The sequence below is a fragment of the Haloarcula nitratireducens genome (genome assembly GCF_019599505.1).
Map to the genome: position 1 here is coordinate 611,668 of NZ_RKLT01000002.1, position 12,432 is coordinate 624,099.

Annotated in this window: 13 protein-coding genes; 7 read left to right on the plus strand and 6 right to left on the minus strand. The window is 62.6% G+C overall.

The window, feature by feature from the left end; translation table 11 throughout:
• The first annotated feature begins 201 nt into the window (after positions 1-201).
• The 4 genes from EGH23_RS09860 (at position 202) to EGH23_RS09875 (ending at position 3,574) form a co-directional block, all read left to right on the plus strand.
• Positions 202-819, plus strand: coding sequence for a metal-dependent hydrolase (locus EGH23_RS09860; RefSeq protein WP_220579823.1), 618 nt, complete (start codon positions 202-204; stop codon positions 817-819).
• 116 nt (positions 820-935) lie between these two features.
• Positions 936-1,184 (plus strand): hypothetical protein, encoded by a 249-nt coding sequence (locus EGH23_RS09865; protein WP_220579824.1) that lies wholly within the window; start codon positions 936-938, stop codon positions 1,182-1,184.
• 64 nt (positions 1,185-1,248) lie between these two features.
• On the plus strand, positions 1,249-1,569 hold the full coding sequence (locus tag EGH23_RS09870) for a DUF5783 family protein (protein ID WP_220579825.1): 321 nt from the start codon (positions 1,249-1,251) through the stop codon (positions 1,567-1,569).
• A gap of 754 nt (positions 1,570-2,323) precedes the next feature.
• Positions 2,324-3,574 carry a polysaccharide deacetylase family protein gene (locus tag EGH23_RS09875; RefSeq protein WP_220579826.1) on the plus strand — a complete coding sequence of 417 codons (1,251 nt, stop codon included), beginning with the start codon at positions 2,324-2,326 and terminating at the stop codon, positions 3,572-3,574.
• Positions 3,575-3,672: 98 nt separating this feature from the next.
• On the opposite strand, the gene EGH23_RS09880 is transcribed toward EGH23_RS09875, so the two are convergent.
• The 5 genes from EGH23_RS09880 to EGH23_RS09900 all read right to left on the minus strand — a co-directional run bounded on the left by EGH23_RS09880 (position 3,673) and on the right by EGH23_RS09900 (position 8,347).
• Positions 3,673-4,611 (minus strand): DUF5995 family protein, encoded by a 939-nt coding sequence (locus tag EGH23_RS09880; protein WP_220579827.1) that lies wholly within the window; start codon positions 4,609-4,611, stop codon positions 3,673-3,675.
• Between the two features lie 85 nt (positions 4,612-4,696).
• Entirely contained in the window at positions 4,697-5,395 is a 699-nt protein-coding gene (locus EGH23_RS09885; RefSeq protein WP_220579828.1) for a universal stress protein, read from the minus strand.
• Positions 5,395-6,819: an APC family permease gene (locus EGH23_RS09890; protein ID WP_220579829.1), complete on the minus strand. Its 1,425-nt coding sequence runs from the start codon at positions 6,817-6,819 to the stop codon at positions 5,395-5,397. The genes EGH23_RS09885 and EGH23_RS09890 overlap by 1 nt, the downstream gene beginning before the upstream one ends.
• Before the next feature lie 413 nt (positions 6,820-7,232).
• Positions 7,233-7,526, minus strand: a complete 294-nt coding sequence (locus EGH23_RS09895; protein WP_236044720.1) for a hypothetical protein — start codon at positions 7,524-7,526, stop codon at positions 7,233-7,235.
• The gene (locus tag EGH23_RS09900; RefSeq protein WP_220579830.1) at positions 7,523-8,347 is read right to left on the minus strand and encodes a succinylglutamate desuccinylase/aspartoacylase family protein; all 825 of its coding nucleotides are present in this window, start codon (positions 8,345-8,347) and stop codon (positions 7,523-7,525) included. Before EGH23_RS09900 ends, EGH23_RS09895 begins: the two co-directional genes overlap by 4 nt.
• Before the next feature lie 182 nt (positions 8,348-8,529).
• On the opposite strand from EGH23_RS09900, the gene EGH23_RS09905 reads away from it, so the two are divergent.
• Positions 8,530-9,798 (plus strand): RNA-guided endonuclease InsQ/TnpB family protein, encoded by a 1,269-nt coding sequence (locus EGH23_RS09905; protein ID WP_220579831.1) that lies wholly within the window; start codon positions 8,530-8,532, stop codon positions 9,796-9,798.
• Between the two features lie 394 nt (positions 9,799-10,192).
• Here EGH23_RS09905 and EGH23_RS09910 read toward each other — a convergent pair whose 3' ends face one another.
• Entirely contained in the window at positions 10,193-10,804 is a 612-nt protein-coding gene (locus EGH23_RS09910) for a DUF7504 family protein (RefSeq protein ID WP_220579832.1), read from the minus strand.
• 292 nt (positions 10,805-11,096) lie between these two features.
• Between EGH23_RS09910 and EGH23_RS09915 the strand changes: the two genes are divergently transcribed.
• Together EGH23_RS09915 and EGH23_RS27005 are read left to right on the plus strand one after the other, a co-directional pair.
• Positions 11,097-12,098, plus strand: a complete 1,002-nt coding sequence (locus EGH23_RS09915) for a zinc-binding dehydrogenase (RefSeq protein WP_220579856.1) — start codon at positions 11,097-11,099, stop codon at positions 12,096-12,098.
• A 71-nt stretch (positions 12,099-12,169) separates the two neighbouring features.
• Complete coding sequence (locus EGH23_RS27005; RefSeq protein ID WP_328765919.1) at positions 12,170-12,427, plus strand: aldo/keto reductase; 258 nt, start codon at positions 12,170-12,172, stop codon at positions 12,425-12,427.
• The last annotated feature ends 5 nt before the right edge of the window (positions 12,428-12,432 follow it).

Genomic DNA, 12,432 nt, shown 5'->3' on the forward strand with positions numbered 1-12,432 from the left:
CTCCGGTTGCGAGTCCGACGTCGCTCGGTGAGATATACGCGCCGTATTCGGCGCAATACTGGGTATATCGGCGGTTTCCGACAGCGGATCGGCCGGTCAGTTTCCGGGCCCACTGAGTCGTCGTTACTGGACGGTAGGCGTTTCGAGTTTCTCCGCGCTCAGCGCGAGTTTTTGTGGGTGTGTTCGTCTCTCAGTGGTAGGATGTATCTGCTCGGTCATCTCGGAGTCGGACTGCTCGCGTTCGCGCCGCTGGCCTACCACCTCTGTCGGACCGGCCGCGACCGACTGGCATGCATCGGGACGGCCACGGTACTACTCCTGGCGTCGTCTCCCGACGTTGACATGTACGTTCCGGGCATCGCCCACCGGGGGATCACCCACACTGTGTGGGCGGCGCTCCTGGTCGGCGCACTGCTCGCGTTCCTCGGTTGGCGGCTCCACACCGACGATTCCGGCCAGGAGAGAGCCGCCGGGTTCGCCTCCCTGCTCGGGATCACGAGCGTCGGTTCACACCTACTCGGTGACGTACTGACGCCGATGGGTATCCGGCCGTTCGCGCCGCTCGTCGAGACCGAGTACACGCTGTCGCTCGTCGCCGCCCGCAACCCCGAGGCGAACCTCCTGCTACTCGTCGCGGGCGTCCTCTCGGTTTCTCCCTCCTTCGGGCGCGTCTGGGCCCGGGCCGGATATCCGCTCCCATCGTGGCCGGTTCGACTGCCGGGCGGCCGGGCAGACGTCGCGTCGTCCGGCCCCGACCCGGTCAGCGAGGATCGAGCGCCGTCGACTCGGCAGCGCTTGCGTGACGACGACTCGCCGTGACGCTCGGGCGACCGTATCCGAGAGACATACAGGGGGTCCGAACATAGACCGGTCACAATGGCCTATCAGATGCTCACGCACAACCGAGAGACGATGCAAATTCGACGAGGCGTCCGATGAGTCTCTTGGCAGCGATGGTCGTCCTCGTAGTGGGGTTCGTCTCCGGAGTCGTCGTGAGATGGGTCGCCGGTCTCGCCGCGATCATCGCCCTCCTATTGGTGATACTCGGGATAGCAGCGCCGGATATCGGACTCGTCGAGTACGTCATCCAGCGGTACTACACCGGCAACGAGCTGTTGTTCCTCGCTGGATTGCTGTTCGGCATCGACGCCAAACGGACGAAGAAAGTCGTGGTCGAGCGCTGAAACCCCTATATTCGCGCCATCAGCAGTCGCAGCATCTTTTCGTCCGCGCGGTCTCTCTCCGGTGATGACCGAGTTCGACCCGGAGAAGTTCGAGGACAAGTACGTCCACTACTTCGAGGAACTGGAGACGGCGTATTCGAACGCCTATCAGAACCTCCACGGCCGGTACGACTCCGAGGTGCTTCGCGGGATCGACCGGCAAATCCTCAGTGAGAGCGAGCCCGTATACGAGGGGGACGGCGAGTTCCGCGTCGTACTGCCCGATGATGCGTCGGAGCGGGCCGAATCGCTGCCCGGCGACGAGGAGACGTTCGACGCCGTCCTTACCGCCTTTACGGACAACATCGAGGCCGAGCTTCGCCGTCTCTTCGGGTTCGACTCGTAGCCGTGATCGTCCGGCGTTTTGAACCGGATTATAGAGATTAGGCGAGAAAACCCACGACTTGTCGTGGGATGGATCGCCGCACGGTTCGCAACCACTGAAGCTCCAACGTATGAGTGCCCACACTGCGCATCTGTGGAAGTCGGGACGATGGACTCCCATCGAATCTCGGCAGTCCACAAACTGGCAGTTGACTCGGTGTCTGCCGCATCAAAAAGTAAGCCTGTGGACAGCGGAACCGACACAAAACAATCAGGTAACTCCGAGTCTTTCGCAGGATAGGAGTAACGGGGGCGTGGCACTCCCATCGGCACGTCGGGTCGTCAACCCTAAGAGAACAACGAACCGCCCGTTGGTGGGCGTGGGAAGCCCGCAAGTTTGCTTGTGGGAGGATGTCACCCCGTCGATGGCGCCAAAGTCGTCGCCGGATCGGTTCCGTTCCGCGCGAACTCGATTCGACAGTCACCCGGATGCGAGACGAGCGATTGCCTCGCGACCTCGCAGCGAGGAATCACAGTACCGGCGATCGGGGGAAACCCTCGAGCTAAGCCGGATTTCCCGTCGTAATATACAGTTGAAACGCACATAATCGGTAAATAATAGACGGTCGGTTCGGACTGTTTCGAGTCGGTTTACCTGCTATCTAAGCGGTATTTAGCCACCACAATATAAAGAAATGAGAGGATGAACGATGGGGCAGATGAAGCGAAACACCAATCGCCGGATGTTCCTCACTGCGGCTACATCGAGTGCTGCCATGTTCGCAGGTTGTGGCGCACTTGGTGATACCGACCCACAGACCGACAACGCGCCCGCGGGCAACGAGACAGCGACGCCCGCTTCGACGACGGAGAACGGGACCGGAACGCCCGAGGAGACGGGCACCCCCACCCAGCAGTTCGATTACACGAACCGGGGAGAGGTCCTCGACGACTTCGAGGACCTCGAGTACTGGGGGACGATCCAGGGCGACGTCTCCGCGGAGACCGAGGACGTCTTCCGCGGCAGTCAGTCCGTCCGCATCCAGAACCCCTCCGGCGGTGGCGCGGGGATGTATAAGGCCTATCCCGACGGCCTCGACCTCACGAAGAACAACCTCTCGATCGCCGTGAAGATGGAGAAACCGAGCCCGGGCAAGCTCGCGATGGAGGTCATCGCGCCCGCCCGGAGCGACCACCTCGTCTGCCGGCGCTACATCCCCGACGCGATGGACGGCTGGATGCGCGTCGATCTGGGCTACACCGGCCTCCGCGGCGACCCGATGATGGAGAGCGTCCAGGAGCTGCGCATCGTCGTCCTCTCGGACGGCGAACCCATCAACTTCGTCGTCGACGACCTCCGCAAACACCCCAAGCCGACCGATAAGGGCCGCGTCGTCCTCTCCTTTAGCGACAGTCACGCCTCTCAGTACGACGTGGCGTTCCAGGAGCTCCAGAAGCGCGACATGCCCGCGATGGTCGCCGCGGTCCCCGACCAGATCAACAGCGACGGCGCGCTCACGACCGGACAGCTCCGCGAGATGCAGGACGCCGGCTGGGACGTCATCTCCTCGCCCCACATCGGCACGCCCCTGCCGGAACTCTCAGAGGACGAACAGCGCCGCACCATCAAACAGACGAAGGAGTACCTCCGCCTGAAAGGGTTCCGCGAGGGGATGCGGTTCGTGGCCCTCCCCTACGGGAGCTTCGACAGGACGACGCTCGACCTCGTCGACGAGTTCCACGAGTACGGCTTCGCCTACGGCGCGTGTCCCAACATCGTCCCACCGGTCGGGAAAGAGGCCGTCTCGACGGTCGGCGGCTCGGACCTGAACGGCGCGGCCCGGATGATCAACCTCGCGGCGAAGTACAACCAGCTCACCGTCGTCAACTTCGCCGACATCGGCGAGGGTCAGGACGTCGACAAGGAGCACCTCAACCACCTCCTGGACATCATCGAGGACTGGCAGCGCCAGGACAAGCTCGAAGTCACCACGCCCTCCGGCCTCCTCAAGCTACAGCAGTCCTGAGACGCCGGTTGTGAAGTACCTCGGGGACAAGCCCCGAGGCACTCGCCTCGCTTATCTGTCGACAGAAGCGACCCCTCAGCGAGTCGCTCGCAGCGAGATCAATCGACGCTATCGAGACGCGTCCGTAGCGCCTCGATCGAGTCGGTGACGTCCATCCCCTCTCGTTCGAAGCGTTCGAGCCGCTCTAGGAGTTCTGAGTCGGCACCCGGACCGCGAAGAAACGCCGCCCAGCCGGTAGCAGTCGTCCGTAGCATCCAGTGTGTGACCGGCCACAGCGGCGACCATCTGGTGGCGGACAATACGACAGCGACTCGCCACGCGTGTTCGCGCCCCTCTGTGAGGCCGAGCAGCGAGAGTCGCTCGTCCAGCCGTCCGAGCGTGGTGTCGATGTCTTCGATTCCCGGCGCGTACATCGCTGCCAGGGTCGACTGCTGGGTATCGACGAGACGAGCGAGGATCTCGTTGACGGCGCAGTGATCGGCGTATTTCGATGGTCGATCCGGGTCGATGCCGACGTCTCGGAGCGTCAGCGCGAGGTCGTAGTTGATGTGCGCGTTGATGCCCAGAAAGGCGTCCTGTATCACGAGGGCGTCACCGCGGTACGCCGTTCCGAAGGCGATACGCCAGGGACCGGGGACGCTATCGAGATCGCCGGCTTCGAACGCCAGGAAGGCACGTCGATAGTAGTTCGCGAACGCGACCGTGTAGGCGCGCATCCACGCCGGATTCTCGAAGTCGCCGCGGCCGATGCCCGCTCGGATCTGTCGGGTCATGCGACTGTAGACGGTGAGAAATACCGACCGCCGGTCGCCGCGAGCGACGAGGAGCGCTTCGAGGTGACGGAGGCCTTCGAAGGCGTCGTCGACCGATGTATAGGGAGCCGCGACGGCCGAGACGAGTTCGTCGTCCGGTATGTCGGGAGGTTCGCACCGGCTGTAGTCGTGGCGAATCACGCCCAGTAGCCCCCGAACCTGCTTGAGAACCACGAGGTCCGTGAGTCCGCCGAACGGCCGCCGAGCGGTACCGGAGACGCTCATGCTACTCTATCTACTCGCCAGATAATAGCTACTTCGTATAGAGTTGTCTGCCGTCTGCTCTCTTTTCGATACTGAGAGCGGACACCTACTCGGCAGGTGCCTCGGCGTATCGAACGACGAGAACGGGGCCGACCGATTCCGAGGCGACGCGCTCGGACTCCTCTCCGAAAACGAGTGACCGGAACGACGGTGCTCGTTCACCCATGACGATCACGTCGTGTCCCGGAACCTCGTCGATAAGGGCCGCAAATGGGGATCTTCCGACGGCAGCCGTCGTCCGCACGCTGATTCCACTGCTCCGGAGGGCCTCCGCTGCGGTATCGAGGCGTTCCGTGGCCGCGTCCCCGTTCTTGGTGGCGAGGAACAACGTCACACCGATGTCACGGTCACCGACGAGAGCCTCCACGAACGAGAGGATGCGCTCGACGGCGACATCGCCCGACAGCGGAACAAGGATCTGGTCGACGTCGCCGGTCGCTCCCGAGATGGCTAACGCCTGCGCGTCGACCTCGTCGGCGACTCGGTCGACAGTCTGTTCGCGGTCGTGCGTGAACACGAGTCGGTGGTCGGCAGCGCCGCCGGCCGTCCGAAACTCTTCGGTCAAATCCGCTAACGCAGCGGTGGCACGGTCCTCGTACTGGAGCCTGGCCTGGTCCGGCGACGTTTGCTCGGGCAGGACGTGATAGCCGAGCACGGTCACGTCGACGGTCCCGAGCAGGTTCATCAACCCGGGAGAGACCGCCTCGCCTTCGAGCACAGCGACGGGAACGAGCACGCGAGTCATTACAAGGCCCCTTTGAGAGTCACGTCCCGAGCGTAATAGAAGTACCACCCGGTGGTCGCCAGAATGACGAACACGCCGACGAGGATGGAGGCCGGGTTCATGAACGCGATGAGCGCGAAACTCGCGACTGCGCCGACGACGGGAACGATCGGGCCGCCGGGAACGCGGAAGTCAGGATCGTACCACTCGGGTTCGTCACGACGAATCGCCACCAGTGCGACGCAGATCAACCCGTACATGATCAAGTGGAGAAACGAGGCGACCTCCGCGAGTAACTGGACCTCTCGGGTCGCAGCCAGCACGATAATCGGCCCACCGGCCATCCCCAGGGCCACGTGAGGCGTTCCGTAGCGCAGGTTGATCCGGCCGGCCCACCGCGGCAAGAGCGCGTCCTTCGAAACGCCGTAAATCGCCCGAGAGGTGCTCAGAATCGACGCGTTCGCCGAGGACATCGTCGCGAGCAGTCCGCCGACGATGATGACGAGCGCGCCGCCGAGACCGAGCAGCTCGCGGCCGACTTCGACCATCGCCGTCTCGCCGAAGGTCCCGAGCTGGGCCCGGTCGAAGATACTCGTCGCGACGAAGATCGTCAGGACGTACATGACTGTGACGATCAGGACGGACCCAATCATCGCCAGCGGGAGGTTTCGACCCGGTCGCTTGATCTCTCCAGCGACAGTCGCGACCTGCGCGAATCCCAGATACGAGGTGAAAACGAGCGCAGCCGTAGACAGTATCGGCAACGCCGCCCAGCGGTCGGCCTCGGTCCCTCCGGACGCCTCGGCGCCGACGACGCCCAGCACGTCTAGTAACCCGAACGCCAGGAAGGCCGCGAGCATCGACAACAGCAGCGCGACGATTCCGTTTTGGAGCTTCGCCGCGTTCTCCGTTCCGGTAACGTTCAGCACGGTGAATCCGATACCGGACACTACAGCGAGTACGGAGACGAAGCCGCCCGAGCTTTCCCCGACGGTAATCCCGATCAGGGCGAGCGCGTCGAGCGCGTAAAACCCCAATCCAACCAGATAGAAGGCCGTTGCGAACACGAGACCGAGCCAGAGCGAGAGTCCGACGACAGTCCCGGCGAGCGTCCCAAGTCCCCGAGAGATGAAGTAGTAGCCACCGCCGCTTTTCGGCATCGCGGTGGCCAACTCGGAGGTAGGTAACGCGACGAGCAGCGCTACGACACCGCTAACCGCGAAGGAGGCCGTCGCTGCCGTCCCGACTTCGGCGCCCGCAAGCCCCGGGAACACGAAGATACCGGCGCCGATCATCGTCCCGATACCGATCGCGAGGCCGCCCACGAGGCCGAGCGTCCGTTCGAGTTCGGCGTCGTCGGTGATCGTCGCTTCGTCGGTTTCGACGACGGTCTCTGAGACCGGGGCCTCCCCCTCGATGTTAGTCCCGCTCGGTTCGGTGCTCATACAGAGACGTTGCACGCTGCTGGCCCTTCAATAGTCTTCTACAAATAAGCGAGGCGAGTGCCTCGGGGCTCGACCCCGAGCCGGTTCACCAATCACGTTCGCACGAGCGGAACGACGACAACCTCCTTGCTGGTGGCGGCTCGCTATTCTATGGAAAGGAAGTATCTGACCGGCTCGTGCCCCTTCTTCAGCGCGGGCGCTGAAACCAATCGCCACCGGAGCGAGTCAATAAGGTCACGTCTCGGGAGTATCGACGCGATCGAAACCGCCCCGGTACGAAGCACTCGACATCTCGCTGTGTGACGAGGACGGTCCCGTCCGAAGCGAGCGCGACGACGTCCCGAGAACCACGAATACATCGTCACCGTCGAAGACGGCGGGCCAGTGACCCGCAACTGTCTAGCGGACGGCCGTCAGCGAACGGTGCGGTATCCGATACCGGCGACGACGGCGACGGCGTAGCTCCCCAGTAAGAACGGCGCCCAGAACAGCCAGAGGGCGTAGTTCGGGAACAGGTAGCTCCCAACGGAACTGCCGATCATCATCACGAGGTAGCCAGGATACGCCAACGGCGTCAGTAGTCGGCCGTCCAGACTGCCGACGACGAGTGGGATAGTAAGGAGGGAAAATACAGTCACGACGACGCGGCCGGCGAACACCGTCCGGAGATGCCGAAAGTCGAATCCGCCCGAAGTTGCGTCGCTCATCTGCGCCCGTCACCCGCCGTACTCTCGACCCGCCCGTCACGCCGCGGGATGCCGTGTTTCGCCAACAGCGTCTCGGCGACGAGGGACGTCCAGCGCGCCGCAGTCGGCGGGTCGAGGATGAACTTCGTCGACTCGACGATGTACCCCGGGCGGTCGAGGTCACCCGCGACTTTGTCGACGAGGAGCGGCGAGGCCCCGTCGAGGAGGTTCCCCCGCTCGTAGCGATGATACGGCATGTACCACGGGACGACGGTGTCGTTCGCGGTCTCGATGGCCGCCCGCGCGTACGTCGGTGCCGGGTCGACTACCGTCGGGAAGACCGCCTGCCCGACGGCCGATTCGTGGGTTCGATACACGCCTTTCGAGGAGTGTAAATCGAGGACGACGTCGGGGTTGGCACTCTCGATCAGTCGCCAGATGGACCGCGCGAGTTTCGTCTCCGCTTCCCGACCCGTGGGGAACTTCCGATTCAGGTCACCGTCGTCGTTGTGCCGGGTCCCTCGCTCGATGGCCGGTCGGTTCGCCTCCGGAAGGACGACCAGTTTCCCGGCGTCGAACTGCCAGGAGGCGACGTCGCTCGCCGCCCGATACCCGCTCGGTTCGTCACCGTGCATCCCGCCGACGACGACGGCCGCGGGGCCGTCGTTCGGCGCATCGATGGTGACCACGTCCGTCGCGTAGTTCGTCCCCGCAAGGAGCGTCTCCGTCGTGCGCGTCCCTCCACTTGCCTGCGTCGCCGTCGTAGCCGTCGCCCCGACGGTCCCGAGAAGCGTCGCCCCACCGAGGGCCGCCGAGTGCGCGAGGAACGTCCGTCGTTTCATTGTGAGTGCTAGCTTTCACGAGTGGAAAATTATAAAGAGCAAGGAGAATACCCGCGCCTTTAGGCGCCGGATGAATACGACAACTCTGACGCCTTCTACGTTCGATGGCACTTCCGGAGATTCCACGCTCGGCAGTTGCTTTTAATGGATTGTTTCTCATAAGTGCTTATGAACACAGTCCGATGCTGGAAACGACCCGCACCTATCGATCGAGAATCGTCAATCACTCTCAAGTGAGTGACGACCTCGATGACTGCGGGCACTCAGCATCCAAACTGTGGAACGTCGCTCGCTACCACTCCCAACAAGAGTGGGACGAAACCGGAGAGATTCCGTCCGAGGCCGACCTCAAGCGCGAATTAAAAGACCACGAACGCTACAGTGACCTCCATTCTCAGTCAAGTCAGCGCGTTCTCGAAGAACTCGCTGAGGCGTTCAACGGCTGGTTCAAAAAACGCAAGAACAGCGACACGGACGCGACTCCTCCCGGCTACCGGAAGCGAGGCGACAACCATCCACGCTCCACCGTGACGTGGAAGCAGAACGGCATCAAACACGACACCGTGAACGACCGGCTCCGTCTCAGCAAGGGATTCAACCTGAAGACCCATCGCTCGGATTTCATCCTCTGTGAGTACGAGACGCGACCGGACGTGACCGTGGAGAACATCCAGCAAGTGCGAGCCGTGTGGAACGGCGACGAGTGGGAACTCCACCTCGTCTGCAAGAAGGAGATTCCCGTCGAGGACGCGCCCGGCGACAACACGGCGGGCATCGACCTCGGCATCAGCAATTACCTCGCCATCGCCTACGACGATGGAGACGCCGAGTTGTATCCGGGGAACGTGTTGAAGCAGGACAAGCACTACTTCACCCGCGACGAATACGATACCGAAGGCGAGAACGGCCCGTCACGACGTGCGCTCCGTGCCCGTCAGAAACTCTCGCGTCGGAAAGACCACTTCCTGCACGCCCTCGCCAAGCACGTCATCGAGCGGTGCATCGACCACGAGGTCGGTCGCATCGCCATCGGTGACTTGAGCGATATTCGTGAAGACGAGAACGACGACTCTCGGAATTGGGGCAAGCGTGGGAACAAGAAACTTCACGGATGGGAGTTCGACCGCTTCACGACGCTCTTGGAGTACAAGGCGGAGGAACACGGTATCCTCGTAGACCGAACGAGCGAGCGAGACACGAGCAAGACGTGTTCGTGCTGTGGTCGGAAGCGTGACGCGAATCGCGTGGAACGTGGCTTGTACGTCTGCGAGTCGTGCGGAGCGACGATGAACGCGGACGTGAACGGCGCGGTGAACATCCGACGAAAGATAACTCAGAGTCCTCCGACGGAGGATATGAGTAACGGTCGTTTGGCACGGCCAGCAGTCCACCTGTTCAACCAGACCTCGGGGCGTTTCGCACCGAGCGAACAGGTGGGTTGCAAACCCTAATATCCCAACTGCGGTCGGGATTCCTCCGCCTTCAGGCGGAGGAGGATGTCAATATGGCGATAATATTGGAAATATAGTTCTCTCTATTAGACCGGCAGGTACTGTGAGGCGCGCGATTTGGGTAATAAATAGAATAGGCTGGGCGTCTCAGACTACTGGTACGTCGTAAGGCAGATCTGTGAACTACCCCACCCTACCACTCGCCTGATGGCTCGCGGTTGAGGGTGGGTTTCCTGTTTCGATGACACGACTTGCACTTACCTGTCCACCCGAAGCGCTAAATTCGCCCATGCGCCTGTAGAACGTTCTGCAGATGCTCGCTTTCCGGTTCGGCCATTTCCAGTTCAGATTGCCTCTATAGTCGGTTTCGGGAGATGAATGTGGAGTCCACTCGCTACGTCTCACCACACTCTAGGACCACGTCGAAGAGCGGGCGAAGCGCATCGATCGTCTCTTCGTCGTGGGCCTTCGGATCCATATGGAAGTGCGCTACAGCAGCGGTATCAGCGCATCGCTTGATCACTTCCGTCAGAAATCGTTTGGTCTCCTGCAGGCTGTTGTACTGGAGAAAGACCGTCACCGACTGGAAACACACGACGATTTGGCGGTCCCGGAGCGTCGTTTTCCAGTCGTCGAGCTGGTTCGTGATGAGCGTCCCGAGGCTGGTGAGATCGGTCGAGGAGAGGACCCGTCTGACTGCGACTTCTGCGGGGACCTCGTCGGTGTCTGTATCGGTAAACGGGGCCGTATTCGGCCGTCTATCGGCACCGACGTGGAGAATCTCGATTTTCGACGGGAGGCGATCGAGGTGTTGCTCGTAGAGCGCCAATTGCGCGCGTGGCGACTGTGTGTACGTGATCAGGAGCGCCGCCACTTGCTCGGGTGGTTCGATAGCGTGCAGCTGCGTACAGGCTCTGGAGCCGGCCGTATCGAAGACGGGAGAGAGACAAAGGATGCTATCGCCAGGCTGGACGGATGATAGCGCTTGGTCGCTGAATGAGACCATTTGAGTGATGCGTACGAGTCTGAAACGCTTGTCAGTTACTTAGTTATTCACGGTGAAATAGCCGCTGATCGCTATGACCGGGATGTGACCGTCTCCGTCGACAGTGCGTAGCGCGGTCCGGTGAGCAATAGGGTATATACGCCAACTATGCCGTCAAAGCGCTCAGCCAGCGGTTCGCTAGGTCCCCCGGAATCGCGACGCCACGCCGCACGCCGAAGTTTCGGCGAACGTACCCGCGGGCAACGGTCTTTTTCGGCGCAAGTCGGTACGTCTTGGCGTGCCCGATACTTCTATGCACGCGGTCACCATCGAGGAGTACGGCGACCCGGACGTGTTCCAGGACAGCGACGTCTCGCGTCCCGAACCCGGCTCCGAGGAGGTGCTGGTCCGGGTCGAAGCGTCGAGCGTCAATCCCGTCGAGTACAAGATCCGGCGGGGCGACTTGCCGCCGTTCGCGCCCGACTTCCCCGCGATCCTCGGCTGTGACGTCGCGGGCGTCGTCGAGACCGTCGGCGACGACGTGAGCGCCTTCGACGCCGGCGACGAGGTGTACGGGATGATCGGCGGCGTCACCGGCGCACAGGGTGCCTACGCCGAGTACGTCTCCGCGCATGCCGACCTGCTCGCGCCCGCGCCCGATTCGCTCTCGCTCGCCGAGGCCGCCACGCTGCCGGTCGTCGCGCTCACGGCGTGGGAGATGCTCGCCGACAAGGCCGATACGAGTGCGGACGACTCGACGCTGGTCTACGGCGGGGCCGGCGGTGTCGGCCATGTGGGCGTCCAGCTCGCAGACTGGCTCGGCGCGGAGGTGTACGCGACGGGGTCGACCGAGGACAAGCGCGATCTCGCAACGGATTTGGGCGCGACCGCGACCATCGACTACACCGCCACCGACGTCGAGGAGTACGTCGCCGAGTACACCGACGGCGAGGGATTCGACGTGGTGTTCGACCCCGTGGGCGACGACCACCTCCAGACCGCCTTCGAGGCGGTCGCGCCCTACCAGCGCGTCGTCACCACCGAGTCGAGTTCCACCCAGAACCTCGGCGCGATGCACCAGAAGGCGCTGTCGCTCGGCGTGGTCCTCGCGATACTGCCGGTCCTCCAACAGCAGAGCCGCGAGCGCGTCGGTGAGCGCCTCCGACACATCAACGACGTGATTTCCGAGGGCGGTCTCGAACCCGTCCTCGACGACGAGCAGTTCCCGCTCACGGCGTCGGGCGTCGCCGACGCCCATCAGTACGCGGAGTCCGGCGAGCACCGCGGCAAGATCTCGCTGGTCCGCGAAGAGTGAGACCGGGCAGCGTCGAGAGCGACTAACGACTCCCGCCACAGATTCTTCCTCCTGCCACCCCAATTCGAGGCATGGAATACGTTACCAGTAACCAGCTACAAGTGCCTGCACTCGGGTTGGGAACGTACCGCCTCAACGGAGATGTCTGTACGGAGACCGTCAGCCGCGCGCTCGAAATGGGCTATCGACACATCGACACCGCAGAGTTCTACAGGCGGAGTAAGGCGAGTGCCTCGGGGCTTGACCCCGAGGGTGAAGCCGACACGAACATTGAACAAACCACGCCACGTACAATAGTCCACAGTCAGAGAACCCAAAAGACGGATTAAAGACC

Bases quoted from the DNA above. Each gene is read 5' to 3' on its own strand.
- EGH23_RS09860 (WP_220579823.1), top strand. From the start codon at position 202: ATGTATCTGCTCGGTCATCTCGGAGTCGGACTGCTCGCGTTCGCGCCG.
- EGH23_RS09865 (WP_220579824.1), top strand. From the start codon at position 936: ATGAGTCTCTTGGCAGCGATGGTCGTCCTCGTAGTGGGGTTCGTCTCC.
- EGH23_RS09870 (WP_220579825.1), top strand. From the start codon at position 1,249: ATGACCGAGTTCGACCCGGAGAAGTTCGAGGACAAGTACGTCCACTAC.
- EGH23_RS09875 (WP_220579826.1), top strand. From the start codon at position 2,324: ATGTTCGCAGGTTGTGGCGCACTTGGTGATACCGACCCACAGACCGAC.
- EGH23_RS09880 (WP_220579827.1), bottom strand. From the start codon at position 4,611: ATGAGCGTCTCCGGTACCGCTCGGCGGCCGTTCGGCGGACTCACGGAC.
- EGH23_RS09885 (WP_220579828.1), bottom strand. From the start codon at position 5,395: ATGACTCGCGTGCTCGTTCCCGTCGCTGTGCTCGAAGGCGAGGCGGTC.
- EGH23_RS09890 (WP_220579829.1), bottom strand. From the start codon at position 6,819: ATGAGCACCGAACCGAGCGGGACTAACATCGAGGGGGAGGCCCCGGTC.
- EGH23_RS09895 (WP_236044720.1), bottom strand. From the start codon at position 7,526: ATGAGCGACGCAACTTCGGGCGGATTCGACTTTCGGCATCTCCGGACG.
- EGH23_RS09900 (WP_220579830.1), bottom strand. From the start codon at position 8,347: ATGAAACGACGGACGTTCCTCGCGCACTCGGCGGCCCTCGGTGGGGCG.
- EGH23_RS09905 (WP_220579831.1), top strand. From the start codon at position 8,530: ATGCTGGAAACGACCCGCACCTATCGATCGAGAATCGTCAATCACTCT.
- EGH23_RS09910 (WP_220579832.1), bottom strand. From the start codon at position 10,804: ATGGTCTCATTCAGCGACCAAGCGCTATCATCCGTCCAGCCTGGCGAT.
- EGH23_RS09915 (WP_220579856.1), top strand. From the start codon at position 11,097: ATGCACGCGGTCACCATCGAGGAGTACGGCGACCCGGACGTGTTCCAG.
- EGH23_RS27005 (WP_328765919.1), top strand. From the start codon at position 12,170: ATGGAATACGTTACCAGTAACCAGCTACAAGTGCCTGCACTCGGGTTG.